This window comes from Rhodanobacter terrae, from assembly GCF_042657005.1.
Lineage (GTDB): Bacteria > Pseudomonadota > Gammaproteobacteria > Xanthomonadales > Rhodanobacteraceae > Rhodanobacter > Rhodanobacter terrae.
The window spans coordinates 69,801-94,169 of the sequence record NZ_JBHSNG010000011.1; the positions used below are offsets into that span (position 1 = coordinate 69,801).

Annotated in this window: 24 protein-coding genes and 1 pseudogene; 18 read left to right on the forward strand and 7 right to left on the reverse strand. The window is 67.3% G+C overall.

The genetic code is table 11. The annotated features are described in order from the left end of the window. The first annotated feature begins 108 nt into the window (after nucleotides 1-108). The 6 genes from hppD to ACFPPB_RS11815 all read left to right on the forward strand — a co-directional run bounded on the left by hppD (nucleotide 109) and on the right by ACFPPB_RS11815 (nucleotide 6,486). Complete coding sequence (gene hppD / locus ACFPPB_RS11790) at nucleotides 109-1,179, forward strand: 4-hydroxyphenylpyruvate dioxygenase (RefSeq protein ID WP_377327403.1); 1,071 nt, start codon at nucleotides 109-111, stop codon at nucleotides 1,177-1,179. Nucleotides 1,180-1,252: 73 nt separating this feature from the next. Continuing rightward, nucleotides 1,253-1,627, forward strand: a complete 375-nt coding sequence (locus ACFPPB_RS11795) for an endonuclease domain-containing protein (protein ID WP_377327405.1) — start codon at nucleotides 1,253-1,255, stop codon at nucleotides 1,625-1,627. 17 nt (nucleotides 1,628-1,644) lie between these two features. Beyond that, complete coding sequence (gene hmgA, locus ACFPPB_RS11800; RefSeq protein WP_377327273.1) at nucleotides 1,645-2,952, forward strand: homogentisate 1,2-dioxygenase; 1,308 nt, start codon at nucleotides 1,645-1,647, stop codon at nucleotides 2,950-2,952. 30 nt (nucleotides 2,953-2,982) lie between these two features. Next, a complete protein-coding gene (locus tag ACFPPB_RS11805; protein WP_377327275.1) occupies nucleotides 2,983-3,969 on the forward strand; it encodes a fumarylacetoacetate hydrolase family protein in 987 nt (328 codons plus the stop codon). A gap of 202 nt (nucleotides 3,970-4,171) precedes the next feature. Then, entirely contained in the window at nucleotides 4,172-5,572 is a 1,401-nt protein-coding gene (gene hemN, locus ACFPPB_RS11810; RefSeq protein ID WP_377327277.1) for an oxygen-independent coproporphyrinogen III oxidase, read from the forward strand. Nucleotides 5,573-5,724: 152 nt separating this feature from the next. Next, the gene (locus ACFPPB_RS11815; RefSeq protein WP_377327279.1) at nucleotides 5,725-6,486 is read left to right on the forward strand and encodes a helix-turn-helix domain-containing protein; all 762 of its coding nucleotides are present in this window, start codon (nucleotides 5,725-5,727) and stop codon (nucleotides 6,484-6,486) included. A gap of 46 nt (nucleotides 6,487-6,532) precedes the next feature. On the opposite strand, the gene ACFPPB_RS11820 is transcribed toward ACFPPB_RS11815, so the two are convergent. The 4 genes from ACFPPB_RS11820 to ACFPPB_RS11835 all read right to left on the reverse strand — a co-directional run bounded on the left by ACFPPB_RS11820 (nucleotide 6,533) and on the right by ACFPPB_RS11835 (nucleotide 10,594). Beyond that, entirely contained in the window at nucleotides 6,533-7,432 is a 900-nt protein-coding gene (locus ACFPPB_RS11820; RefSeq protein WP_377327280.1) for a universal stress protein, read from the reverse strand. Nucleotides 7,433-7,466: 34 nt separating this feature from the next. After that, the gene (locus tag ACFPPB_RS11825) at nucleotides 7,467-8,072 is read right to left on the reverse strand and encodes a GNAT family N-acetyltransferase (protein ID WP_377327282.1); all 606 of its coding nucleotides are present in this window, start codon (nucleotides 8,070-8,072) and stop codon (nucleotides 7,467-7,469) included. Nucleotides 8,073-8,254: 182 nt separating this feature from the next. Next, a complete protein-coding gene (locus ACFPPB_RS11830; RefSeq protein WP_377327284.1) occupies nucleotides 8,255-9,013 on the reverse strand; it encodes a cyclic nucleotide-binding domain-containing protein in 759 nt (252 codons plus the stop codon). A 189-nt stretch (nucleotides 9,014-9,202) separates the two neighbouring features. After that, complete coding sequence (locus ACFPPB_RS11835; RefSeq protein ID WP_377327286.1) at nucleotides 9,203-10,594, reverse strand: MBL fold metallo-hydrolase RNA specificity domain-containing protein; 1,392 nt, start codon at nucleotides 10,592-10,594, stop codon at nucleotides 9,203-9,205. Between the two features lie 184 nt (nucleotides 10,595-10,778). Between ACFPPB_RS11835 and ACFPPB_RS11840 the strand changes: the two genes are divergently transcribed. Further along, on the forward strand, nucleotides 10,779-12,113 hold the full coding sequence (locus tag ACFPPB_RS11840; protein WP_377327288.1) for a GGDEF domain-containing protein: 1,335 nt from the start codon (nucleotides 10,779-10,781) through the stop codon (nucleotides 12,111-12,113). Nucleotides 12,114-12,228: 115 nt separating this feature from the next. Here the strand turns inward: ACFPPB_RS11840 and ACFPPB_RS11845 are convergent. The 3 genes and pseudogenes from ACFPPB_RS11845 to ACFPPB_RS11855 all read right to left on the reverse strand — a co-directional run. Continuing rightward, a pseudogene (locus ACFPPB_RS11845) lies at nucleotides 12,229-12,615 on the reverse strand (HAD family hydrolase); the annotation flags it as partial. An 85-nt stretch (nucleotides 12,616-12,700) separates the two neighbouring features. Continuing rightward, nucleotides 12,701-13,138, reverse strand: a complete 438-nt coding sequence (locus ACFPPB_RS11850) for a universal stress protein (RefSeq protein WP_377327290.1) — start codon at nucleotides 13,136-13,138, stop codon at nucleotides 12,701-12,703. A 59-nt stretch (nucleotides 13,139-13,197) separates the two neighbouring features. Continuing rightward, entirely contained in the window at nucleotides 13,198-13,635 is a 438-nt protein-coding gene (locus ACFPPB_RS11855; protein WP_377327292.1) for a universal stress protein, read from the reverse strand. Between the two features lie 256 nt (nucleotides 13,636-13,891). On the opposite strand from ACFPPB_RS11855, the gene ACFPPB_RS11860 reads away from it, so the two are divergent. The 11 genes from ACFPPB_RS11860 (at nucleotide 13,892) to ACFPPB_RS11910 (ending at nucleotide 24,327) form a co-directional block, all read left to right on the forward strand. Then, the gene (locus ACFPPB_RS11860; RefSeq protein WP_377327294.1) at nucleotides 13,892-15,151 is read left to right on the forward strand and encodes an NnrS family protein; all 1,260 of its coding nucleotides are present in this window, start codon (nucleotides 13,892-13,894) and stop codon (nucleotides 15,149-15,151) included. 138 nt (nucleotides 15,152-15,289) lie between these two features. Beyond that, the gene (gene nirK / locus ACFPPB_RS11865; protein WP_377327296.1) at nucleotides 15,290-16,747 is read left to right on the forward strand and encodes a copper-containing nitrite reductase; all 1,458 of its coding nucleotides are present in this window, start codon (nucleotides 15,290-15,292) and stop codon (nucleotides 16,745-16,747) included. Between the two features lie 10 nt (nucleotides 16,748-16,757). Beyond that, the gene (locus ACFPPB_RS11870; protein ID WP_377327298.1) at nucleotides 16,758-17,576 is read left to right on the forward strand and encodes a formylglycine-generating enzyme family protein; all 819 of its coding nucleotides are present in this window, start codon (nucleotides 16,758-16,760) and stop codon (nucleotides 17,574-17,576) included. An 8-nt stretch (nucleotides 17,577-17,584) separates the two neighbouring features. Next, entirely contained in the window at nucleotides 17,585-18,175 is a 591-nt protein-coding gene (locus ACFPPB_RS11875; protein ID WP_377327300.1) for an SCO family protein, read from the forward strand. Between the two features lie 209 nt (nucleotides 18,176-18,384). After that, entirely contained in the window at nucleotides 18,385-18,723 is a 339-nt protein-coding gene (locus ACFPPB_RS11880) for a hypothetical protein (protein ID WP_377327302.1), read from the forward strand. 305 nt (nucleotides 18,724-19,028) lie between these two features. Next, nucleotides 19,029-19,316: a DUF2249 domain-containing protein gene (locus ACFPPB_RS11885; protein ID WP_377327304.1), complete on the forward strand. Its 288-nt coding sequence runs from the start codon at nucleotides 19,029-19,031 to the stop codon at nucleotides 19,314-19,316. Beyond that, nucleotides 19,297-20,550, forward strand: coding sequence for a hypothetical protein (locus ACFPPB_RS11890; protein WP_377327306.1), 1,254 nt, complete (start codon nucleotides 19,297-19,299; stop codon nucleotides 20,548-20,550). The genes ACFPPB_RS11885 and ACFPPB_RS11890 overlap by 20 nt, the downstream gene beginning before the upstream one ends. Beyond that, the gene (locus ACFPPB_RS11895) at nucleotides 20,547-20,966 is read left to right on the forward strand and encodes a putative zinc-binding protein (protein ID WP_377327308.1); all 420 of its coding nucleotides are present in this window, start codon (nucleotides 20,547-20,549) and stop codon (nucleotides 20,964-20,966) included. Before ACFPPB_RS11890 ends, ACFPPB_RS11895 begins: the two co-directional genes overlap by 4 nt. Beyond that, complete coding sequence (gene ubiT / locus ACFPPB_RS11900; RefSeq protein ID WP_377327310.1) at nucleotides 20,947-21,801, forward strand: ubiquinone anaerobic biosynthesis accessory factor UbiT; 855 nt, start codon at nucleotides 20,947-20,949, stop codon at nucleotides 21,799-21,801. Before ACFPPB_RS11895 ends, ubiT begins: the two co-directional genes overlap by 20 nt. 55 nt (nucleotides 21,802-21,856) lie before the next feature. Continuing rightward, nucleotides 21,857-22,882 carry a quinolinate synthase NadA gene (gene nadA, locus ACFPPB_RS11905; protein WP_377327407.1) on the forward strand — a complete coding sequence of 342 codons (1,026 nt, stop codon included), beginning with the start codon at nucleotides 21,857-21,859 and terminating at the stop codon, nucleotides 22,880-22,882. After that, entirely contained in the window at nucleotides 22,879-24,327 is a 1,449-nt protein-coding gene (locus ACFPPB_RS11910; protein WP_377327312.1) for an L-aspartate oxidase, read from the forward strand. Before nadA ends, ACFPPB_RS11910 begins: the two co-directional genes overlap by 4 nt. The last annotated feature ends 42 nt before the right edge of the window (nucleotides 24,328-24,369 follow it).

The window sequence follows — 24,369 nt, forward strand, 5'->3', positions numbered from 1 at the left end:
CATATGAAACTATAACGTGACGGTTATCTGCATGGTGGCACGCTCGTGGCGTGGTCATCGTGTACCGACCTACAGGAGAGCGCCATGAACGCCCAACCGAACCTTGGCATGCAAGTCACCACGTTCGAGAACCCGATGGGCATCGACGGTTTCGAATTCGTCGAGTTCGCCGCGCCCGCCGGCCGCGCCGGCGAGTTGCACGACTTGTTCAAGCGCATGGGCTTCACCGCCGTGCTGAAGCACAGGGCGCGTCCGATCACGGTGTATCGGCAGAACGGGGTCAACTTCCTGGTCAACGAGGATCCGGATTCGTTCGCGGCGGATTTCGCCAAGGCGCACGGCCCCAGTGCCTGCGGTTTCGCCATCCGCTTCCGCAAGCCCGACGTGCAGGTGCTGCAAACCGTGCTCGACAACGGTGGCGAGAAGATCGACCGCAAGGAAGCCAGCAAGGCGGTGAACGCGGCCGTGGTCAAGGGCATCGGCGACTGCATGCTGTACCTGGTCGACCGCTACGGAGACCTGGGCAGCATCTACGATGCCGACTACGCGGCGATCGAAGGTGCCGACCAACATCCCGCCGGTTTCGGCCTGACCTTCATCGATCATCTGACCCACAACCTCTACTTCGGCAACATGCAGAAGTGGTCGGATTACTACGAGCGGCTGTTCAACTTCCGCGAGATCCGCTACTTCGACATCAAGGGCGTCAAGACCGGCCTCGTCTCCAAGGCGATGACCGCGCCGGACGGCGTGGTGCGCATCCCGCTGAACGAATCGAACGATCCGAAGAGCCAGATCAACGAATACCTCGACGCGTATCACGGCGAAGGCATCCAGCACATCGCCTGCTTCACCGACGACATCTACTCCACGGTGGAGAAGATGCGCGCCGCCGGCGTGGAGTTCCTCGATACGCCGGACGCGTATTTCAAGGTGATCGACCAGCGTGTACCGAACCACGGCGAGGACGTGCAGCGGCTGGCGAAGAACAAGATCCTGATCGACGCCGACCTGGAAACCAAACAGCGCAAGCTGCTGCAGATCTTCACCCAGAACGCGGTCGGTCCGATCTTCTTCGAGATCATCCAGCGCAAGGGCAACGAAGGCTTCGGCGAGGGTAATTTCCAGGCGCTGTTCGAGAGCATCGAGCGGGATCAGATGAAACGTGGTTTCCTGTAATTGAAAGCCCCTCTCCCATCGGGAGAGGGGTTGGGGAGAGGGTACGGCCATGCCAGGACGCATCAAGCCACCGCTGCCAACAAAGACAAGGCAGCAGGCGCGTGATCTTCGGAAGGGAGCCACGAAGGCCGAACAGCGCCTATGGCTGCACTTGCGCGCAGGCAGGCTGGGAGGCATGAAATTCCGACGCCAGCATCCGATCCCGCCCTATGTGGTGGATTTCTATTGCGAGGCAGCCAAGCTGGTCGTGGAGCTTGATGGTTCGCAGCATAACGAAGACGCGGATGCGCCACGTACCCGCTATCTTGAATCCTTTGGCATCAAGGTTCTGCGTTATTGGGACAATGAGGTTCTGCAGCAAACCGAGGCGGTGCTTGAATCCATCTTGAGCGCCGGCGAAAACCGAACCCTCACCCCCACCCCTCTCCCGGCGGGAGAGGGGCTTTGAAAGCGAAGGGCATGTGCATGTCTGAGATCGTCAGTAACGGTTACCAATCCGGCTTCGGCAACGAATTCGCCAGCGAGGCCATCGCCGGCGCGCTGCCGCAAGGGCAGAACTCGCCGCAGCGGGTGGCGCATGGTCTGTATGCGGAGCAGCTTTCGGGCACCGCGTTCACCGCGCCGCGCCACACGAACCGGCGCAGCTGGCTGTACCGGATCCGTCCGGCGACGATGCACGAGCCGTTCCGGCCGCTGGCGCATGCCACCTTCCACAATCGCTTCGATGAGGCGCCGGCGACGCCGAACCAGCTGCGCTGGAATCCGCAGCCACTGCCTTCGGAGCCGGTCGATTTCGTCGACGGGCTGATGACGCTGGCCGGCAATGGTGGCGCGGCCGAGCAGGCCGGCATGGGCATCCACATCTATTCGGCCAATCGCTCGATGCAGGAGCGGTTCTTCTACGACGCCGATGGGGAGTTGCTGATCGTGCCGCAGCTTGGCGGCTTGCGGCTGGCCACCGAGCTGGGCGTGCTGGAGATCGAGCCGCAGGAGATCGCGGTGATTCCGCGCGGGGTGCGTTTCCGCGTGGAGCTGCTGGATGACCAGGCCCGCGGTTACGTCTGCGAGAACTTCGGCGCACTGTTGCGCCTGCCCGATCTCGGTCCGATCGGTTCCAACTGCCTGGCCAACGCCCGCGACTTCCTCGTTCCGAATGCGGCTTATGAGGACGTCGACGGTGCGTTCGAACTGATCGCCAAGTTCCAGGGCGCGCTGTGGTCGGCGAAGATCGACCACTCGCCGCTGGACGTGGTCGCCTGGCACGGCAACTACGTGCCGTACAAATACGACCTGCGCCGCTTCAACACGATAGGCTCGATCAGCTACGACCATCCCGATCCGTCGATCTTTACCGTGCTGACCTCGCCCAGCGATACCGCCGGCACGGCGAACATCGACTTCGCCATCTTTCCGCCACGCTGGCTGGTCGCGCAGCACACGTTCCGGCCGCCATGGTTCCATCGCAACGTGGCCAGCGAGTTCATGGGCCTGATCACCGGCGTGTACGACGCCAAGGCCGAGGGCTTCCTGCCCGGCGGCGCTTCGCTGCACAACTGCATGAGCGGGCATGGACCGGACGCGGCCACGTTCGAGAAAGCATCGGTTGCCGACCTTTCCAAGCCCGACGTGATCGGCGGCACCATGGCTTTCATGTTCGAGACGCGCAAGGTGATCCGCCCAACGCAGCAAGCACTGGCTTCACCGCAGCTGCAGGACAATTACTACGAATGCTGGCAGGGCATCCGCAAGCATTTCGAGCCGTCGCAGGCCTGAGCCGTCACACCATTCTGTCTGGGGAATTGCATGAAGCTGGGAAGTCTGAAGGAAGGCGGCCGCGACGGTACGCTGATCGTGGTCAGTCGCGACCTCACTCGCGCGGTGAAGGCAGGCGGCATTGCGCCGACGCTGCAGGCGGCGCTGGACGACTGGTCGAACGCAGCGCCGCGACTGAACGCGCTGTCCGACGAGTTGAACGCGGGCCACGCGGCCGGCGCGTTCGCGCTGGACATGGTCGCGCTCGCCTCGCCGCTGCCGCGTGCCTATGAATTTGTCGACGGCAGCGCCTACCTGCCGCACGTCGAGCGCGTGCGCCGCGCCCGCGGCGCCGAGGTGCCGAAGTCGTTCTACACCGATCCGCTGATGTACCAGGCGACCAGTGCCGGTTTCCTCGGTCCGCGCGATCCGGTGGTGGTGCCCAGCGAGGATTACGGCATCGACCTCGAGGCCGAAGTCGTCGTGGTCACCGACGATGTGCCGATGGCGGCCACGCCCGCGCAGGCATCCGGACACATCCAGCTGATCGGCCTGGTCAACGACGTGAGCCTGCGCGGATTGATTCCCGACGAGCTGGTCAAGGGCTTCGGTTTTCTGCAGTCCAAGCCGCGCTCGGCGTTGTCGCCGGTACTGGTGACCCCGGACGAACTCGGCGACGCCTGGCGGGGCGACAAGCTGCACCTGCCGATGCGTACCTGGTTGAACGGCGCCTGGTTCGGCGAGGCCGGGTGTGGCGTCGACATGCAGTTCAGCTTCGCCGATCTGGTCGCCCACGTGGCGAAGACGCGACCGCTGGCCGCCGGCACCATCGTCGGTTCCGGCACCATCGCCAACGAGGACACCGGCAAGGGCGCTTCCTGCCTGGCCGAACAGCGCACGGTGGAAACCCTGCGCGACGGCAAGCCCAGCACGCCGTTCATGAAGTTCGGTGACTCCCTGCGCATCGACGTCACCGATGCCGCCGGCGCCTCGATCTTCGGCTCGATCGAACAACGGGTCGCGCCCTACAAGCCCTGAACCGCAGCCTCGCCTTTTGTCTGTAGGAGCCCGCTGGCGGGCGATGCTTCTGCTCTGAATCTCCCTACCCGACCAACCATCAGAGCGACAGCATCGCCCGCCAGCGGGCTCCTACAAAAGGTGGAGGCTGGTGCGGTGGGGCAGTCGCGCCAATTGATCCGGATCAAGGCGCGCGAGCGGCGACATGGGCAGACTCCCTGTCATGGCCACTCCCGTCCCGATTCCCGAATTCGATCCCGCATTGATCGCCCGCTACGACGTGGCCGGGCCGCGCTACACCAGCTATCCGACGGCGCCGCAATTCACCGCCGATTTCGACGAGACGGTGCTGCGCGCGGCGATTCGAGCTTCCAACGAGGAGCCTATCCCCCGTCCGCTGTCGCTGTACGTCCACGTGCCGTTCTGCATGAGCCCATGCTTCTACTGCGGCTGCAACCGGGTGATCACCCGCGACGTAGGCCAGGCCGATCGTTACCTCGAACGGCTGTACCGCGAGATCGAGCTGATCGCGCCGCTGTTCGATCGCGACCGGCCGGTGCGCCAGCTTCATTTCGGCGGCGGCACCCCCAACTTTCTCGATATCGCGCGCATGCGCGAGTTGATGGAGTCGCTGGCACGCCATTTCAGCTTCAGCCACGAGACGAGCCGTGAATACGGCATCGAGATCGATCCGCGTTTCGCCGACGGCAAGTATGTGCGGGCACTGGGCGAGCTGGGCTTCAACCGCATCTCGGTCGGCATCCAGGATTTCGACCCGGCGGTGCAACAGGCGGTCAACCGCATCCAGAGCTTCGAGCAGACCCGCGAGGTGATCGACGCGGCCCGCACCGCGCACTTCCGTTCGGTCAGCGTCGACCTGATCTACGGCCTGCCGCTGCAGACGCTGGACGGTTTCGGCCGCACGCTGGACCAGGTAGTGGCGCTGGGGCCCGATCGCGTGGCCGTCTATGGCTATGCGCATCTGCCGGAGATGTTCAAGGCGCAGCGCCAGATCGACGCGGCCGAGCTGCCCGATGCGGCAACCCGGCTGGCGTTGTTCGGCCGCGCGCTGGAGAAGTTGAGTGAGGCCGGTTATGTCTACATCGGCATGGATCACTTTGCCCGCTCCGACGACGAGCTGGCGCGGGCGCAGCGCGCCCGCACGCTGCAGCGCAATTTCCAGGGCTATTCGACGCATGGCGATTGCGACATCGTCGGTCTCGGCGTGAGCGCCATCGGCCGCATCGGCGACAGCTACAGCCAGAACGCGCGCGACCTGATCGGCTACTACGCGGCGCTGGACGCCGGCTGGTTGCCGGTGGCGCGCGGCCTGCAACTGGACGAGGACGACTTGATCCGGCGCGATCTGATCGGCCAGCTGATGTGCCATGGCATGCTGGACAAGCGCGCCTTCGGCGCGCGTCACCGGCTGCTGTTCGACGAGTACTTCCTGCGCGAGCGGAAGGATCTGGCGCCGTTGCTGGCCGATGGCCTGATCGTCGAGGACGCGCGCGTGCTGCGAGTGACTTCACGCGGGCGGCTGCTGTTGCGTATCATCGCCATGTGCTTCGACGCCTACCGAGGCGACGTCGCGCAGAAGTCGCGATATTCGCGCGTGATCTGACCGAACCTGACCTGATCAAACCCGATCTGATCATGCCTGATCTGATCGAATCCGATCTGGTCGGGCCTGATTTGATCGGGCCGATTCGATCAGGCACGATCTGGTCGCGAGCGCGCTGAATCATCCAGCCCAAAACCGGCATCCACCACCTCATGCAATCCAAGCACCCGGCAGGTCGCCTGCCCGATCCGCCCAACCCGATCGCCGACGACGGCGACGAGGCGCATTTCTGCGGCACCTGCGCGTTCTCCAGCGCCTGCGTCGCGGCCGGTTACCACAAGCCCGACCTGGCTGCGCTGCAGTGCCTGGTCGAGCATGTCGGGCCGTTCCGGGCGGGCGAGCACATCTTCCGCACCGGCGACCCGTTCCGCGCGATCTTCGCCGTGCGGGGCGGTACCGTGAAGACCCGCATGGTCGACAAGGAAGGCCGCGAACAGGTGCTCGGGTTCTACCTGCCCGGTGAAGTGATCGGCCTCAACGCGATCTACCCGGAGCACTTCCCGTGCGATGCGGTGGCACTGGACACCACGTTCTTCTGCCGGTTCTCGTTCCCGGCCATGAGCGCACTGGCCTCGCGCATCCCCGCCGTGCAGCAGCATCTGTTTCGCATGCTCAGCAAGGAACTTGGCACTGCCAGCCTGCTGGCCGGCGATCACAGCGCCGACGAGCGGGTTGCCGCGTTCCTGATGGACCTGGCTTCGCGCTATGCGGCGCGTGGATTCTCGGGCACCCGCTTCCACCTCAGCATGTCGCGCGGAGACATCGCCAACTACCTGCGCCTGGCCGCCGAAACGGTCAGTCGCGTGCTCAGCCGTTTCCGCATCCAGAAGCTCATCCAGATCGAAGGGCGCGAATTGCAGGTGCTGGATCCGAAGGGGTTGCGTGCGATCGGGCAGTCCCTGTTGCCCGAGTGATGCGGTTGCGCGACGTCGCCTGCCGGCGATGCCTGCATCGAATCAATCAGTGCTGCATCAGCACCGGAATGTCCGCTTCTTCCAGCACGCGCCGGGTGGCGCCGCCGAAGACGCGCTCGCGCGCCGGCGAGTGGCCGAAGGCGCCCATCACCAGCAGGTCGATCTGCGCATCGCGCGCCTTCTTCAGCAGGATATCGCCGGCCACATCGGACGATGCGCGTATGTATTGCGGCTTGGCGGTGACGTGGTGGCGCAGCAGATAGACGAACGGATCGAAGTGCGGCAGGCAGCTTTCGGCGTCGTAAGACATGCGCACGTCGCCATCGACCAGGGTCACCTGTTTGGCCATCCGGAGAAACGGCAGGGCGGCATGGATCGCGCGGATCGATTCGATGCTTCCGTTGCAGCCGATCACCACGTGTCCGAAGCCGAACCCGCCGCTCCAGCGCGGAGGCAGGATCAGGCATGGCAGCTGGCTGCCCAGGATCGCCTCGCCGAGGACGTCGAGCACCCCGGACGTGTCCACCACGTCCCGTTCGACCACCGCCAGGTCATGCCAGGCGCCCAGATGACGCAGAGTGCGGGCCAGGCCGGTGTGACTGGCCGCCCACGTCGCCTCGCACACCCCCGATTGCCGCGCGAACGCGCCGAACGCGGCGTGCGCATCGGCGTCGTGGGTCGGCGGATCCATCAGCAATCCCAGTACCGTGGGTTCGCGGTCGGTGTCGTGCAGCCCTCGCGTCGAAGGATCCATGAAGCAACCGGTCAGGTTGCTGCCCCAGCGTGCGGCGAGCGACACGCCCGCTACCGCGGCCGGGCTCCACGGACTGGTGGAGGTCACCAAGGCCAGTACGTCGCTGGGACCGGTGGCTAGGGGGCCGGTGGCTAGCGCGGCCTGATCGGCATCGGTATCGATGCGGGCGGCTTCGGATCTTTCCGGATACATGAGCGGCATCCCGACGGGAACGAAACTGCGACGATCAGAGATCCAGCGTATGGATGACCTGGGTCGAATCGCCCGGATCGAGCCGACGACGAAAACCCAGATAGCTGGCGAGATCGCGCATCGCCTCGTTGTCGGCGGAGTCTAGCGAGATCATCTGCCTGAAGCCGTTCCTGCGGGCGAGATCGATCAGGTGCCGCATCAGCAGCACGCCGAGACCGCGCTGGTGCCAGCCGTCGGCCACCGTCACCGCGCATTCGCAATGGCCTTGATCGTCGGTGGCACAGTAGCGGCTCACGCCGACTTCGCGCAGCTTGCCGTTGTCGTGGGCCAGCGCGACGAAGGCCATCCGCTGGTCGTAGTCGACATCCATCAGCTGGTTGATCAGCTCGGGGGTGGCTTCCTTGAAGCCGCCCAGGAAGCGAAACCGGCGGGAGGCGGGCGACAGGCGGCGAATGAAGTCTTCCTCGCGCCCGCGGTCTTCTTCGCGTAGCGGCCGGATCAACACTCGCGTGCCGTCGGCGAGGGATTCGATCCAGTGCGTGCCGCTCAACTTTCCGAAGTTCGCAGCGGAGGCGTCGTCGGCGCCGGTTTGGGGGTGTGCGCTGTTGGGCATGGCGTGGTTCTCGATGCGGGTGATCATGCGGTTCCGATGCCCGGCAGGCGGGCATGGTGACTCGGCGTCCTGCACGAGTCACTTGTACGCCGGTACTCGCACGTGCCAGTTGACCTCCGTCAACTGACTGCCGTATCGGGCACGCTGCGTGCGGCGCGATGCGCCAGCGAAAGGAGTGGATGGCCGCGCGTGACGCCGCGCTGCAGGGCTCAGCCGGCGTCTTTCTGCTTCGACATGGCGCCGGTGCGGCAGAGGCCGGCCAGCAGATCCGGGCGCAGGATGCGCACGGATTTCCGGTTGACTTCGAGCACGCCCATTTCCTCCATGCGCGAAAACAGCCGGCTGACCGTCTCGACCACCAGGCCGAGGTAGTTGGCGATGTCGTAACGCGACATCGACAGGTTGAGCGTGGTGCTGTCGCGCTGCAGACGCTGGTGGCGGTCGGCCACGCTCTTGAGGAAGGTGGCCAGCTGCTCCTGCGCCTGCTGCCTGCCCATCACCATCAGGTGCCGGTGCTCTTCCACCACCTCGCGGCTGATCACCCGCATCAATTGCCGATGCAGCGCCGGCACTTCGCTGGTGACGCGCTGCAGATGGGCATAAGGCTGTTCACAGATGCTGGAACGTTCGAGTGCCTCGGCCTGGCTGACGTGCTGATTCGATGCCAATGCGTCGAAGCCGATGATCTCGCCGGGCAGATGGAACGCGAGTATCTGCATGTCGCCCGCTTCGTTCTGCACGAAGCTCTTCAGCGAGCCGGAGCGCACCACGTAGAGCGCATCGAACCTGTCGCCTTCGCGGTACAGCATGGCGCCGCGATCCAGCATGCGCTTGTCTTTCACCGCGGCATCCAGCCGGTTCAGGTCGTCGGCATCGATGCCGGCCGGCAGGCACAGTTCGTGCAGCGCACATGAACTGCAGCTGCGGCGCAGCTGATTGAGGTCCAGCACAGTGGCGGTAGGTTCCATCGACGCCTCACGCGGGCGGAAGCCGCTCCAAGGTTGGTCAGGCTGGGGGTTCCCTGTCCCCTAAAACTATCACACGGCGCCGTGCTTCCATGGGCCGGGAAGGCCGCACGCGGCGAAACGTCGCAAGCATGCGGGGCCGGCGCCACATGACGGCGCCCCGGCGGACCGGGCTGGCGTGAGCGGCATCGATCAGTCGACCTTGATCGGCTCGTGCAGGCCCGGCAGCTGGCAGGCCACGCCACGACCGGTCAGGCAATCGCGCATCGCCTGCATGCCGCGTTCGTACTCGCCGTGCACCAGCAACACCTTGCGGCGTGGCGCATCGCCCAGCCACGACAGCAGACCCGGCTGATCGGCATGCGCAGAGAAACCGTTGATCGTCCACACCTGCGCGCGTACGGCAATCTGCTCGTTGAAGATGCGTACCGTCGTGGCGCCGTCGACGATCCGACGTGCCAGCGTGCCCTGCGCGGCATAGCCGACGAACACCACGCTGCAGCGTTCGCGCCACAGATTGTGCTTCAGGTGGTGGCGCACGCGCCCGCCGTTGCACATGCCGGAGCCGGCCAGGATGATCGCGCCGTCCTCGATGCTGTTGATCGCCATCGACTCGCTGGTGTCGCGGGTGAAGTGCAGGCCGGGCATGTCGAACGGATCGCCGTGCTTCAGCTCGGCGAGAAACTCGTCGTCGAAGCATTCCGGATGGCGCCGGAAGATCTCGGTGGCGGAAATCGCCATCGGCGAGTCGAGGAACACCCGTACGTGCGCGGGGATCGCCCCGTCGCGAATGCCGTGATTGAGGTAATAGAGGATCTCCTGCGTGCGCTCCAGCGCGAAGGTGGGAATCACCACGTTGCCGCGGTGCGTCAGCGTGTCGCGGATCGCCTGGTACATCTCCGCGATGGAATCCGGCACCGAGCGATGCGGGCGGTCGCCATAAGTGGTTTCCATCACCACGTAGTCGGCGGCGGGCGCGGGCACCGGATCGCGCAGGATCGGCCGGCCCCGGTTGCCCAGATCGCCGGAGAACAGCAGGCTGCGGTGCAGCGTGCCGTCGTCGACGTCCAGCAGGATCGAGGCGGAGCCGAGAATATGGCCGGCGTCCAGGAAACGGGCGGTGATGCCGTCGACGACGGGCACGGTTTCACCGTAGCCGACATCCGCGCCGAAGAAATCCAGCGCGTGCAAGGCGTCGTCCAGCGTGTACAGCGGTGGCGTCGCCGGCTCGCCGCGGCGGTTGCGGCGCTGCGCGCGGCGTGCGTCCTCCTCCTGCAGGCCGGCGGCATCGAGCATCACCACGCGGGCCAGTTCGCGGGTGGCGGCGGTGGTGAGGATGCGGCCGCGAAAACCCTGCCGCACCAGCAACGGAATCCGTCCGCAGTGATCCAGATGGGCGTGGGTCAGCAGCAGCACGTCGATGCCGGCCGGGTCGAAGCCGAACGGCTCGGCATTGCCGCGTTCTACCTCCGGGCTGCCCTGGAACATGCCGCAGTCGATCAGTACGCGATGGTCGTTGCAGGTGATCATGTGGCAGGAGCCGGTGACCTGTTTGGCGGCGCCGTGGCAGCTATAGATGATCATGGTCTTGCCTGTAGTTGCGGGCATTCGATCAGTTCGTGCCGGAACTGTGGCAGGGCGCCGCGAGAACCGGGTTGATCGGCGTCAACCGGATCGTCTTCGGCCGGCGGCGGGCTCGTTATCCTGCTCGTTGCCGTTGTTCGATCGAACATTGACAGTGGCGAACCTACCGGCCAGCGTAGCGTCCATGATTGCAGTGCCGTTCCATCAGGACCCGCGGGTCGTCCGGGGATTCACCCACTTCTCGCGCGCCGTCGCCGTGCTGACGAGCGTGGTAGCGCTGATCCTGCTGGCGGGCTGGTGGTGGAACGTGCCGCTGCTGGCCACCGCGGCGCCGGGGCAGTCCTCGATGACGCCCAATGCCGCCATCGGTTTTGCGTTGTGCGGCGGTTCGCTGCTGCTCAGCCAGGAAACCGGACCACTGCGATCGCGCCTGGCGTCATGGCTGTCGCTGGCCGTGATGGCCGTGGGCGTGGCCACGTTCGGCGAATACGTCTGGGCGGGGGAACCCGGCATCGACTACCTGCTCGACGATTCGCTCATGGCGCTGGTGTTCGTGCTGCTCGGCAGCCTGGGCCTGCTGGTATCCATGCGCCGCTGGCTGCATCTGCGCGAGGGGCTGGCCATGGCCTTGCTGGCGATCGCGATGACCGGTCTGGCCTCGTACGGCATCGCGCTGGCAAGCAGGCACAGTCTTCTGTTCGACCGGGTGCCGGTCTACACCATGCTTCTGCTGCTGGCGGTGCTGGGCTGGTTGTCCTCCACGCCCGCCACCGGCCTTACCCGGGTGGCCACGGCCGATACGCTGGGCGGCGCATTTGCGCGCCGCCTGTTGCTGCCGGCGTTGCTGCTGCCCGTGCTGTTCGCTTTCGTGTTCGAGGTGCTGCAGTCCGGGCTGGGCCTGCCTGAAACGCTGGCGTTTGCGTTCATGGCGTTGTTCAGCGGTGCGGCGGTGGCGCTGCTGGTGTGGTGGGTGGCGAACCTGCTCGACCAGCTGGAGCGCCAGCGCCGCGAGACCCTGCGGCTGCGCAACGATGCAGACACCGACACCTTGACCGGATTGGCCAACCGGCGCGCGTTCGACGATGCGCTGGCCAACCTGCTGCATGGACAGCGCAAGCACGACGCGATGTTCTCCCTGCTGATGCTCGACCTGGACAGGTTCAAGAGCTACAACGACGATTTCGGCCACCTCGCCGGCGACGAGGTATTGCACATCACCGGCCATCTGCTGGGTGCCGCGCTGCGTCCGTCGGATCTGGCCGCGCGCTATGGCGGCGAGGAATTCGCCCTGCTGCTGCCGCAGACCGATGTAACCCGGGCCGACGAGGTGGCGGCGCGCATCCTCGACGCTTTCCGCAGCTACGCCTGGCCGCGGCGCGCGGTCACCATCAGCATCGGCATGGCGCAGTCCGCCGCCGGCGACGGCGATACCGACCTGGTCCAGCGCGCCGATGCCGCACTGTACGACGCCAAGCACGCGGGACGGAATCGGGCGGTCGCGGCGACGGCCGCGCGCTGAATGCGTCAATCCGCAGCTTCTGTTCCGGCTTCAGCCGCGCGCACAGGTCGACCCGGCGCAGGCGCAGGCGCAGCGTGCCGTCGTCGAGTTCGGCCATCTCCGGGCCGGTGATCACCTCGGCGCGTTCGCTGAGGCCGACCTCGCGGGCGATGGCGCGCGCGGTGGCCGGGTAGTCGCCGGTCAGCATGATGATGCGTACGCCCGCGCTGCGGCATTCGGCGATGGCGGCGGGCACCTCGGGGCGGGGCGGATCGGCGAATCCGACCAGGCCGAGAAAGCGGAACGCGAAATCGTGCTGGCTTTGCGGCCACGTGCCGCCCTGCCATTCGCCGCGGGCCACGCCCAGCACGCGCAGGCCGCGCTCGGCCATCGCCTCGACGCGGCTAAAGATCGCCGCCGTCCCGGGCGCCGCCAGATGGCACAGGTCGATCACCGCCTCCGGTGCGCCCTTGGTGGCCAGCAGATGCTGCTCGCGCGTGCCGCCCCGAAATACGCGGGTCATCGCCAGGATGTCGGGCGACAAGCCGTATCGTGGGCCATCGCCATGCGCCGGAAGCGTCCGGCGGCGGCTTGCCCGGCTGCGGCCTTCAGCGGCAGACAAGCACCGGCACCTCGGCCAGCAGCAGCACCTTCTGGGTCACGCTGCCCAGCAACAGCTTCTCGATGCCGCGCCGGCCGTGGGTGGCCATCACGATCATGTCGCAGTGGTATTTCGAGACGGCGGCGGCGATCGCGCAATAGGGCCGGTCGTCGATCTCGTGGCTGCTCTCGCAAGCTACCCCGGCAGCCTGCGCGCGCTGCCGCACCTCGGCCAGCACGTGCTCGGCGCGGGCCGCGGCGCGCTCGACGTACATCGCTTCGTCGGCCTGGGCGATCGCCGCAAAATACGTGGCCGCGGCAAATGGCGGCAGCACGTGCAGTGCATGGACCCGGGCGCCCAGCGCGGCGGCCAGGGCGATCCCGCTATCGACCGCACGCAGCGACAACGCGGACCCGTCGACCGGCAACAGCAAATGCTTGAACATGGGCGACTCTCCTCAAACCGCGCAACCGCCATTCGCCGCGAACCCGCAGCGGCAAAACATCAGCGGCAGACCAGCACGGGAATCTCGCTTTCCAGCAGCACCTTGTGCACCTCGCTGCCCAGCAGCAGCCGGGTGAAGCCACGCCAGCCGTGCGATGCCATCACCACCAGATCGCAGCGTTGCTCTTGCGCCGTGGCGAGGATGGCTTCGTGCGGGCGGTCATCGAACACGTAGCTGCCGGCGCATCCGACGCCGGCTTCCGCGGCGATGCGCTGCACCTCGGCGATGTACTCCCCGGCGCGCACGGTGGCTTCCTCGGTATACACGACCTCGGTGGCCGCCAGCATCTCCGCCATGTAGGCGATGGTGTGGAACGGCGCCACCACATGCAGCGCATACACGCTGGCGCCGCATGCCTTCGCCAGCTCGACGCCGAGCCTGACGGCACGCAGCGACAGCTCGGAGCCGTCGGTGGGCAGAAGTATGTGCTTGAACATGGCTGATTCCCTGGTTGGAATGGATCCTCGGCGGCGGCTGCAGGCGCCATCGACGATGCTGGCCGCAGCATGCGCTGGCCGGTTCGGGGCGGTGTTGACCGGGGTCAATTGAATGCATGTCGGGACGGCATGCGATCACGATCACCAGTCGCGGAGACTTGCAGCATGGCGGCGCGGGGCGGCTGATGCAGGTCATGGTCGCCATCCCTGCAAACCTGCCAGTATGGCGAGTCGTTCTCATTCGAGCTGGCTCATCATGACTGCATCGTCCACGTCATCGCCCGCCGCCGCTGTCAGGCCGGCGACCTTCGCCGAGCTGCCCGCCTTGCTCGCCTCGGCGCCGCACCGGCTGCTGTTCCTCACCGGCTCGATCGCGGTGCTGCTGAGCATGGCGTGGTGGGCGCTGGAGCTGACCTGGATGCGTTTCGGATTGGGCGACTGGCCGCAGCCGTCGATTCCGCCGGCGTATGCGCACGGCATGCTGATCCAGTACGGCATGTTTCCGCTTTTCATGTTCGGCTTCCTGCTGACGGTGTTTCCGCGCTGGCTGAATCGGCCTTCGCTGCCGCGTTCGCGTTACGTGCCGGTGGCCGGATGCGTGTTCGGCGGTTATGTGCTGGCAAATGTGGGGCTGCTCGATCTGCCATGGCTGCTGGCGTCGGGCATGGCGCTGATGCTGCTGGGCTACCTGATCGGACTGGTCACGCTGGCGTCGGTGCTGCGCGCGTCCGCCGATCGCAACGACCATGCGCGCTCCTGTCTGCTGGCGCTGGCACTGGGTGTGCTCGGCCTGATCGCCTTTCTGGCCTACTTGTTCGGCGCCCCGGACGAGTGTGCGCAGCTAGCCGTGCGGTTGGGCACCTTCGGCCTGCTGCTGCCGATCTTCTTCTCGGTGACGCATCGCATGCTGCCGTTTTTCAGCGGCAACATGGTCAAGGGTTATACGGTGGTCCGCCCGCGCTGGAGCCTGCCGGTGGTGTGGGTGTCGCTGCTGGCGCACCTGCTGCTGGACTGGCGCGGCGCGCTGGGCTGGCTGTGGCTGGCCGACATTCCGCTGGCGCTGGTGTTCGCCTGGCATGCGCTGGCGTGGCAGCCGTGGAAGGCGATGCGGCCCGGCGTGCTGGCCGTGCTGCATCTGGCGTTCGCGTGGCTGCCGGTGGCCTTCGTGCTGTACGCCGTGCAGGACGTGATCTATGTCGTCAGCGGCCAGATGCTGTTCGTCCGCGCGCCGCTGCATGCGCTGGCGATCGGCTACTTCGGCTCGATGCTGGTGGCGATGGTGACGCGCGTGACCCAGGGCCACTCGGGCCGGCCGATGCGGATGGGTGCGGTGCCGTGGCTGTGCTTCGTGCTGCTGCAACTGGTGGCGCTGGTGCGCATCCGCGCCGAGTTCGGCGGCGACGTCTACTTGTGGCTGGTGATCGCCGCCTACGGCTGGTTGCTGGCGTTTCTGCCGTGGGTGCTGCGCTCGGCATGGATTTACCTGACCCCGCGGGCGGACGGCAAGCCAGGCTGAGCGGCGTGAGCCGGGGCGTGTCACTGCGGCGGGTTGCCACAGCAGACCGCCATGGACTCACGGCCTGACGTGGATCAGGGTTTCACCTTGGGCAGCGCCTAATCTCGATGACAGGCGTCTAAAACAAGGAGAACACCGATGTCGCGCATGTTACCGATCGTCCTGTCAGCGAGCTTGCTGGCGGCTGCACTGTATGCAACACCCACGCTGGCAGCGAAGGCAGCGAATCCCGCGGGCCACTCCCGGGCCCTGGCGGCGGATTTCGGCGCTCCGCAGGGGGCGCCCATCGAGGAGAAGCTGGTGGATCCGCCGGGTGTGCCTGCGCCTATCCATCGCAACCATCCGGCGCGGGTGATCGTGCGCCTGGAGACCAGGGAAGTCGTCAAGGAAATCGCCGATGGCGTGCGCTATGACTTCTGGACCTTCAACGGTTCCACGCCCGGTCCGCTGATCCGCGTGCGCGAGGGCGACACGGTCGAGCTGCACCTGCGCAACGACCCCAACTCGCACATGACCCACAACATCGACCTGCATGCGGTGATGGGACCGGGCGGCGGCGCGGTCTCCACCGCCACGGCGCCGGGGCACGAGAGCGTGTTCACGTTCAAGGCAATGCGCTCGGGCGTGTTCGTCTATCACTGCGCGACGCCGCCGGTGCCGATGCACATCGCCAACGGCATGTACGGGCTGATCGTGGTCGAGCCGCCGCAGGGCTTGCCGAAGGCCGATCACGAGTACTACGTGATGCAGGGGGATTTCTACACCACCGGTACCTACCATGAGCCGGGCCTGCAGTCGTTCGACATGCAGAAGCTGCTGGCCGAGCAGCCGACCTATGTGTTGTTCAACGGCCGCGAAGGTTCGCTGACCGGAGACAACGCACTCAAGTCCGGGGTGGGCGACACGGTTCGCCTGTTCGTCGGCAACGGCGGGCCCAACCTGGCCTCCAGTTTCCATGTCATCGGCGGCATCTTCGACGACGCCAATGTCGAGGGCGGCACCCTGGTCAACCACAACGTGCAGACCACCCTGATCCCCGCCGGCGGCGCGACCATGGTCGAGCTGAGCACGCCGGTACCGGGCGCCTTGCTGCTGGTCGACCATTCGGTCACCCGTGCCTTCATGAAGGGCGCGATGGGCCAGATCGACATCAGTGGTCCGGCGCAGCCGGCTATCTATGAAAAGGGACCGAACACCACGTTCGTCAGCAAGGCCGCGCTTCCCGCACAGCAGAGCATGGCGGCTAGCGCCGGCGACAAGGCTGCCGATGGCAAGCGGGTCTTCACCCAGATCTGCTCGGCCTGTCACCAGGGCAACGCGATGGGCTTGCCGGGTGCGTTCCCGCCGCTGGCGATGTCCGATTACCTCAACTCCGATCCGCAGCGGGCGATCGGCATCGTGCTGCATGGCCTCAGCGGCAAGATCACCGTGAACAGCACGGGCTACGAGTCGGTGATGCCTGCCCTCGGGCCGCAGCTCAGCGACGACGAGATCGCCAACGTGTTGACCTACGTGTTGAACAACTTCAACAACAAGGGCGGCACGATCAGCGCGAGCGAGGTCAAGGCCGTGCGCGCGGCCGGACCGGCGAAGTAGGGAGAGCCCGGTGGCGCTGCCCACGGGCGTCGCCACCGGCCGATCCTGCCGGAACATGCCGATGATCTTCCGCCAGTTCGCCCTCGTTCTGAGGCTGCTGCTGCCGTTCGCGGCGAAGGCGGCGGACTATGTCCGGATACCCGCCGGGGAGTTCGAAAGCGCACTGGCGATCGACGGCCACGCCGCGCATCTGCGGCTGGCCGCGTTTTCCATGCGCAACGAGCCGGTGACGAACGCCGAATTCCTGGCCTTCGTCCGGCAGCATCCCGAATGGCGGCGGGGGCAGGTCCCGTCGCTGCTGGCCGGTTCCGGTTACCTGAGCCAGTGGCGGGGGCCATTGGAACCGGGCGAGGCTGGTCTGCCCGACCGGCCGGTCACCCAGGTGAGCTGGTTCGCCGCGCGTGCCTATTGCGACAGCGAGCGGGCCCGGTTGCCCAACTGGTACGAGTGGGAGTACGTCGCCGCCGCCGACGCCACGCGGACCGATGCCCGGCGCGATCCGGTGCGCAACCAGGACCTGCTGTCGGCCATCCAGGAATCCGGCGGGATTCCGCCGGGCGCGATCGGTACGCGTCCGGCCAATGTCTACGGCGTGCGCGATCTGAACCGGCTGCTGTGGGAATGGACCGGCGATTACGCCGCGATGTTTCCCAATTCCGATGCCAGAGTGCCGGGAAGCGTCGCCAACCTCGCCTTGTGCGGCGGTTCGGCGCTGGCGTTCGCCGACAAGAATCAGTACGCGCTGATGATGCGGGTTGCCGCGCTTACCGTGCTCGAGCCCGCCGACACGGCGCCGCGCGTCGGCTTTCGATGTGTCAGGGATCCGTAGGGAGATTGATGATGAAGATGCAACGCAAGCTGATGGGGCTTCTCGCGTTCGTGCTGCTTCCGATCGGTGTCGCCGCAGCGCCGCCGCCATCCCCTGTGGCGGCCGACTCGGTGTACGCGATCCCGGCGCTGACTCTGCGCGACCAGCAGGGGCAGCGTTTCGACTTCGCGTCCCTGCGCGGCGAGCCGCGACTGGTAGGCATGTTCTACGGCTCGTGCCAGATGGCCTGTCCGCTGGAGATCGAATACCTCAAGCATCTGCAGCACGCGGTGGCGGCAAGCTCGGGCAAGTCGATTCCCGTGCTGCTGGTGAGCTTCGATCCGGCACGCGACGACGTGGCGATGCTGCGGAAAGTGGCCGGCGAACACCATGTGCAGCCTCCGTCGTTTCGGCTGGCGCGCGCCGAACGCGGCGACGAAGGCATGCTTGCCGGGGTGCTTGGCATTGCCTACCGGCAGCTGCCCGGCGGCGGTTTCAGCCACAACGTCAAGGTATCCCTGCTCGATCCGCAGGGGCGCATCATGGCGGCGACGGAGGCTTCGGGCGGGCCCGACCCTGCCTTCGTGCAGGCGGTCGACAAGGCGCTGAAAAATCCCTGATCGACGGAACAGGTCGCGATCCGGGCGATCCGGGCACGGATTGCCGATATCGCTCCGCGGGCGCCCGATGCCTGCGCCCAGGCGTCGCGGAAAGCGGCGTGCGCGGCAAGTTGTCACGACGGCCGGACTTCGCATGCACCCCTGATGCACATCGGGAGTGCAGTTGTCGATGCACCGGAGACTTCGTTGCAGTCAACAGGGAGAAAGCAATGAAGACGTTCCGGAAGAACATGCTGGCCGTGGCACCCGGCATGGCGTTGGCATCACCGGTATGGGCGGACGACGCGGTCGGCGATGCGGCAGCCGGGATATCTCAGGCAGTGCCGGTGCAAATGCTGTGGAATGCGCGCCTGCGCGACGAATCGGTCGACGACGCGGCCTTGGCGAAGAACGCGCGGGCCGGCACGCTGCGGTTGCGTGGGTGTGCAGGCCCGCTTCAGCGACGCCTGGAGCGGCCTGATTCCTCGTCACGCCAGCCGGCGGACTGGACGATCGCTACGCCACCGTCCGCGGCAAGTTCGCCGCCGGCGGTTTCGTGCAGCCGCTGAACTGGAATGCGAGCTGTCACGACTATCACGCCCACTCGGGCGCCGACACGGGCGACGACACGGCAGCGATTGGGATGCGGCCCTGGGCTTTCCGCCGGGTGGCGGCATGCAAGCGCCGGTCAAGCTGGCCGACTGCCGCGCCGATGGCTTTGGTCGCAGCGACACCAGGGTCTGGTTCCAGTTCGAGTGGAGCGGCAAGCAGGATCTGTGATCGGAGGTCGCGATCGCGCGCCGAACCTTCGCCGTTCGGCGCGAGTTGATCCAGGTCAGCTGGTGCTCGCCCGATGCATGGTTCAATGCGCGCCATGCATGCATCCCGATCATCCGGCGCGGCGATCGCCGAAGACCGTATCGGTCCAGCCGAACACGACTTGCGCGGGCTGCCGTGTCCGCTGCCGCTGGAACGTGCGGTGGAGCTGGCCGATGCACTGGCGCCCGACCAGGCGGTGTGCGTACTGACGCCGCAGCGGCCGCTGCCGCTGCTCGATCTGCTGGTCGCTCGCGGCCTGCGCGTCACCACCTCGCTGCTGGACGACGGCAGTGCCCGAGTCCTCATTCACCGCCCCGTGCCGCATGGCCAGACTTGCGCTTGACCAGGCGCCGCAGGCGTCGCTGCCGCGCCGCTTTCTGCTCAGTGCACCGCTGTGGGGCATGCTGGGCGGCATGCTGCTGCTCATCGATGGCGATGCATTGCTGCGCACGCGCTGGCATCCGGGAACCCTGGCCTTGGCGCATGTATTCACCCTCGGCGTGCTGGGCAACGTGATGCTCGGCAGCGTATTGCAGTTTCTCCCCGCCGCAGCCGGCGTGCGGGTGCGCGGCATGGCGCGGCTGGGATCGTCGCTGCATGGCGTGTTCAATCTTGGTGTGTTGCTGCTGGTGCTCGGGCTGCACGAAAGCTGGGGCTATGCGTTGCGCGGGGCTGCGATGCTGTTGCCGTTGGCGTTCGTGCTGCTGGCGGTGATGACGGTGCCGGGCCTGCTGGCGGCCGTCGGCGAGCCGCTGCTGCGTGCCGGCGTCGGCGTCGCGATCGGTTTCGGCGTGCTCGTCGCATTGCTCGGCGGCACCCTGGCGCTGGGTCTGGATGGATGGCAAGCGTTGCCGCTGGCGGCGCTGGTCGACGTGCATGCCAGCTGGGGCGCAGTGGGTTGGGTCGTGGTGCTGCTGGCCAGCGTGGCCCGGGTGGTGATGCCGATGTTCCAGGGCACCGGGACGCTGCCGGCGTGGGTACAAGCGGTGTGGCTGGGCAGTGTGCCGTTGACGCTGGGCGGAGCCGCCTGGTGGCGACTGAATCACGCCGACGGGATGTGGCTGACCGGCGTGGTGGCGGCGCATACGCTGCTGTTCGCGTGCGCCGCACTGTGGCTGCAGGGCAACGCCGCGCGATTGCGCCGCGGCCCCTTGGTGTCGAGTTGGCGCGCCGGACTTGTGCTGCTGGTACTGGCGGCCCTGGCTCTGGCCGGAGGTGCGCGCGGCGGCGTGCTGGCGGGCGCCCTCGGGTTGGGTTTCGCCCTGCCGTTGCTGCTGATCGGCATGGCGCTGGAGATCGTCGCCTTCATCGGCTGGATCGACCTGCATCGACGCTGCGGCCGCGGCGTGCAGTTGCCCGGCGTGCAGCGCCTGCTGCCCGACAGCGACAAACTCGGTGTGCTGCTGGCGCAAGTGCCGCTGCTGCTGTTGCCCGCTGCGGCGCTGTGGCCCTCGCCATGGCTGGCCCGCGCGGCCGGGCTGGCGCTGCTGTTCGCCTGGCTGGCCGTGTGGTCGGCGCTGCGCGGCGTGCGCAGGCGCGCGGATGGTTTTCTGTTGACGCTGGAGGGGCGGCGGTGAGTGCGAGGTTGCCGCTGGTGTATGCCTGTTCCGGCTGTTCGAGCGCGGCGCAGATGACCAACCATCTGGCGCTGAAGCTGGATCGCGAAGGCATCGCCGAGATGTCCTGCATCGCCGGTGTGGGCGGCGGGGTCATCGGTCTGGTGCGCACGGCGCAGAGCGGGCGCCGCATTCTCGCGCTGGATGGCTGCGTGCTGAAATGCGCCTCGGCCTGCCTCGCCAGCGCGGGCATCATCGCCCACACGCATCTGCTGCTCTCCGACTACGGCGTCCGAAAGCGCCGGCACGCCGATTTCGATCTCGCCGAAGCGCAACAGGTGTATGCGGCCGAGGTACGCCCGGCGGCGCAGGCGTTGCGCGAGTCGACGACCGCCGAACCATTTATGGAGCCTGCCCATGCTGTTGCCCAACCCTGAACGTCTCGCACTGGCGCACATGCGCGGTGCGATCGACCGCGTCGACGACGGCCTGATCGTGCTGCTGGCCGCGCGTCGCCGGCTGGTGCGCGCGGTGGCGGCACTGAAGCCGCGCGCGGGCGTGCCGCCCCGTGATCTGGCGCGCGAGCGGCGGGTGCGCACGCGCGCGCAGTCGCTGGCGCACCGGCTGGATCTCCCGGCGGACACCGCCACCGGCCTGCTGGACCTGGCGATCGTCGATGCCTGCCGCCAGCAGGGCATGGCGATTGACTTCGATCAAGGCGGGCCCATGCGGTTGCCCGCCATGATGCAGCCCATGTCCGACACGCTTGCTTCCGAACCCCGCGCACTGCACCTGTTGCGCCTGCTCCCGCCGCCGCGCCGGTTCGCGCCGCTGCTGCGCGTACTGCCCCTGCGCTGGCAACACGCCTTGCTGGAACGCGCGATGGCGCGCGTACTTGCCGTGCCGCTGGGGGATGGCACGCTGGATTTCATGCGCGGCCGCCGGCTCGGGATCGAGGTCAGCGACCTGCAACTGCGCTGGGTGCTGGAACTGCACGATAGCCGCCTGTGCGTCGGCGATGGGATACCCGAAGCCAGCGTGCGCGGCAGCGCCACCGATCTGCTGCTGCTGGCCAGTCGGCTGGAAGACGCCGATACGCTGTTCTTCCAGCGTGCGCTGGAACTGACCGGCGATACCGAGCTCGGCCTCACCGCACGCAACCTGCTCGAACGGCTGCCCTGGGAATCGGTGCCTCTGGGCCTGCGCATCGCGCTCAATCGCGGCGCACGGTTCGCGCGTGCCGCGCGCGAAGCACATCGCCGTCAGGACTGATCGCGCCGCGGCGATGGCGCTGCGCGGCTTGCCTTTCACCTTCACGCGGATCGCCATGCACGCCCCCGAAACCCTGCCCGTACCCGTCTGGCGCGACGAGCTCGAACGCGAGTATGCCGTGCTGGGCGAACGCCTCGAACATCTGGTGCCATGCCTGGAGTGGCCTCTGCACCTGCAGTGGATCGACGCGATCAACACGCTGAAGAAGCAGCGCGGCGCGGTGATCATGGCGCACAGCTACCAGTCGCCGGAGATTTTCCACGGCGTCGCCGACATCACCGGCGATTCGCTGGGGCTGGCGCAGGCGGCGGCCGATTGTGATGCCGACCTGATCGTGTTGTGCGGCGTGCACTTCATGGCCGAGACCGCGAAGATCCTGGCACCGTACAAGACCGTGCTGATCCCCGATCCCGAAGCGGGCTGTTCGCTGGCCTCGTCGATCACCGCCGCCGACGTATTGGCATTGCGCGCGCGGCATCCGGGCGTGCCGGTGGTGAGCTACGCCAATACCTCGGCAGCGGTAAAGGCCGAATCCGATGCGATCTGCACCTCGGCCAACGCGGTGCGGGTGGTCGAGGCGATGGGCACGGACCAGGTGATCTTCCTGCCCGACGAGTACCTGGGCCGCCACGTTGCCGGCCAGACCAGGGTCGAGCTGGTGCTGTGGAACGGGCGTTGCGAGGTGCACGAGAAGTTCACCGCGCAGCAGGCGCGGCATGCGCGCGAGCAATTCGGCGCCATGCTGGTGGCCCATCCCGAGTGTCCGCCGGAGGTACTCGCCGAAGTGGATTTCGTCGGCTCCACCACCGCGATGGGCAAGTGGCTGGAACGTGAAAAACCGGCGCGGGTGGCGTTGATCACCGAGTGTTCGATGGCCGACAACCTGCGTGCGCAGTTCCCGGCCACCGAGTTCATCAAGCCGTGCCATCTGTGTCCGCACATGCAGCGGATCACCTTGCCGAAGATCTACGAAGCCTTGCGCGACATGAAGCACGCGGTGGAGGTGCCGGCGGACGTGGCGGCGCGGGCCCGCGCCGCGCTGCAGCGGATGCTGGCGGTGGGGCGGCGCGAGGACGTGTGAAGCATGCACACCTGCCCATCGTGGTGGTCGGCGGTGGCGTGGCCGGCATGGCCACGGCGCTTGCCGCGGCGCCGGCGCCGGTGCGCCTGCTGTGCCGCGCACACGACGGCAGCGGCAGTGCCAGTGCGCTGGCGCAGGGCGGCATCGCTGCCGCGCTCGACCCCCACGACAGCGCTGCCGCGCACGCCGGCGATACCGTCGAAGCGGGCGCCCATCACAACGATGCGGCGGCGGTGCAGTGGCTGACCGGCGAGGCGCCGTGCACCGTCGCCTGGCTGCAACAGCAGGGCGTGCAGTTCGATCGTGGCGTCGACGGCAACCTGCAGCTGGGGCGCGAAGGCGGCCATGGCACGTCGCGCATCGTGCACGCCGGCGGCGACGCCACCGGCGCCGCGCTGGTACACGCGCTGCGCGCACGGGTGCAGGCGGCGGCGCATGTGCAGTGGCGCGGAGGCGTCGACGTCGATGCGCTGCTGCTGTGCGATGGTCGGGTGGTCGGCGTGCGCACCTGCGACGAGCGTGGCCGCCGGCAACACATCGAGGCCGCCGCGGTGGTGCTGGCGACCGGCGGTGTCGGCGCTTTGTTCGCGCATACCAGCAACCCGGCCGGCGCGGACGGTGCCGGGCTGGCGTTGGGATTGGCCGCCGGCGCGCTGCCGCGGGATCTGGAATTCGTGCAATTCCATCCCACCGCGCTGGATGTCGGCGGCCATTGCCTGCCGTTGATCACCGAAGCCCTGCGCGGTGCCGGCGCGCGCCTGACCGATGCGGCCGGGCAGCCGCTGATGCGCGGCCTGCATCCGTTGGGCGATCTGGCACCGCGCGACGTGGTGGCCCGCCGCGTCTGGCAGATCCAGCGCGAGGGCGGCAAGGTCTGGCTCGACGCGACGGCGGTGAGCGGCGACTGGAATATCCGTTTTCCCACGGTGCTCACGATGTGCCTCGCGCATGGTCTCGACCCCCGTCGGACGCTGCTGCCGGTCACGCCGGCGGCGCATTTCCATATGGGCGGCCTGGCCACCGACCTGGATGGACGCAGCACGCTGCCTGGCCTGTACGCTGTGGGCGAGGTCGCCTGCAACGGCGTGCACGGCGCCAACCGGCTCGCCAGCAATTCGTTGCTGGAGGGCGTGGCGTGCGGCCGTCGTCTGGGTACCGCGCTGGCCCGCATGGCGCCGTCGTACGGCTGGCAGGGCAGGCATGGCTGGGTCGAGCGCGGCGACGGCCTGCCGCCGGCATCGCTTGCCGCGCTGCGCACGCTGCTGTGGCGGGCCGCCGGCCCGGTGCGCGAGGCCCCGTCGTTGCGTGACGCATGGCGTAGCTGCACCGCCGCGGCGGACGCCGGCTGGCAGATGCGACTGGCCCGATCGCTGCTGTACGCGGCCTTGCTGCGCCGGCACAGCCTTGGAGCGCATTGCCTGGAAAGTCGCGGCCGTTCCGGGTGAAGTGGTGCGCCGTCGTTGCGACGATATGCCTCACGTCGCCAC

Coding starts and splice junctions, on each gene's coding strand:
- ACFPPB_RS11885 (WP_377327304.1), top strand. CDS start 19,029: ATGCATGCATCCCGATCATCCGGCGCGGCGATCGCCGAAGACCGTATC.
- hppD (WP_377327403.1), top strand. CDS start 109: ATGCAAGTCACCACGTTCGAGAACCCGATGGGCATCGACGGTTTCGAA.
- ACFPPB_RS11880 (WP_377327302.1), top strand. CDS start 18,385: ATGAAGACGTTCCGGAAGAACATGCTGGCCGTGGCACCCGGCATGGCG.
- ACFPPB_RS11855 (WP_377327292.1), bottom strand. CDS start 13,635: ATGTTCAAGCACATACTTCTGCCCACCGACGGCTCCGAGCTGTCGCTG.
- ACFPPB_RS11875 (WP_377327300.1), top strand. CDS start 17,585: ATGATGAAGATGCAACGCAAGCTGATGGGGCTTCTCGCGTTCGTGCTG.
- nadA (WP_377327407.1), top strand. CDS start 21,857: ATGCACGCCCCCGAAACCCTGCCCGTACCCGTCTGGCGCGACGAGCTC.
- ACFPPB_RS11830 (WP_377327284.1), bottom strand. CDS start 9,013: ATGGAACCTACCGCCACTGTGCTGGACCTCAATCAGCTGCGCCGCAGC.
- ACFPPB_RS11860 (WP_377327294.1), top strand. CDS start 13,892: ATGACTGCATCGTCCACGTCATCGCCCGCCGCCGCTGTCAGGCCGGCG.
- ubiT (WP_377327310.1), top strand. CDS start 20,947: ATGCTGTTGCCCAACCCTGAACGTCTCGCACTGGCGCACATGCGCGGT.
- ACFPPB_RS11820 (WP_377327280.1), bottom strand. CDS start 7,432: ATGTATCCGGAAAGATCCGAAGCCGCCCGCATCGATACCGATGCCGAT.
- nirK (WP_377327296.1), top strand. CDS start 15,290: ATGTCGCGCATGTTACCGATCGTCCTGTCAGCGAGCTTGCTGGCGGCT.
- ACFPPB_RS11850 (WP_377327290.1), bottom strand. CDS start 13,138: ATGTTCAAGCATTTGCTGTTGCCGGTCGACGGGTCCGCGTTGTCGCTG.
- hemN (WP_377327277.1), top strand. CDS start 4,172: ATGGCCACTCCCGTCCCGATTCCCGAATTCGATCCCGCATTGATCGCC.
- ACFPPB_RS11835 (WP_377327286.1), bottom strand. CDS start 10,594: ATGATCATCTATAGCTGCCACGGCGCCGCCAAACAGGTCACCGGCTCC.
- hmgA (WP_377327273.1), top strand. CDS start 1,645: ATGTCTGAGATCGTCAGTAACGGTTACCAATCCGGCTTCGGCAACGAA.
- ACFPPB_RS11890 (WP_377327306.1), top strand. CDS start 19,297: ATGGCCAGACTTGCGCTTGACCAGGCGCCGCAGGCGTCGCTGCCGCGC.
- ACFPPB_RS11815 (WP_377327279.1), top strand. CDS start 5,725: ATGCAATCCAAGCACCCGGCAGGTCGCCTGCCCGATCCGCCCAACCCG.
- ACFPPB_RS11840 (WP_377327288.1), top strand. CDS start 10,779: ATGATTGCAGTGCCGTTCCATCAGGACCCGCGGGTCGTCCGGGGATTC.
- ACFPPB_RS11825 (WP_377327282.1), bottom strand. CDS start 8,072: ATGATCACCCGCATCGAGAACCACGCCATGCCCAACAGCGCACACCCC.
- ACFPPB_RS11805 (WP_377327275.1), top strand. CDS start 2,983: ATGAAGCTGGGAAGTCTGAAGGAAGGCGGCCGCGACGGTACGCTGATC.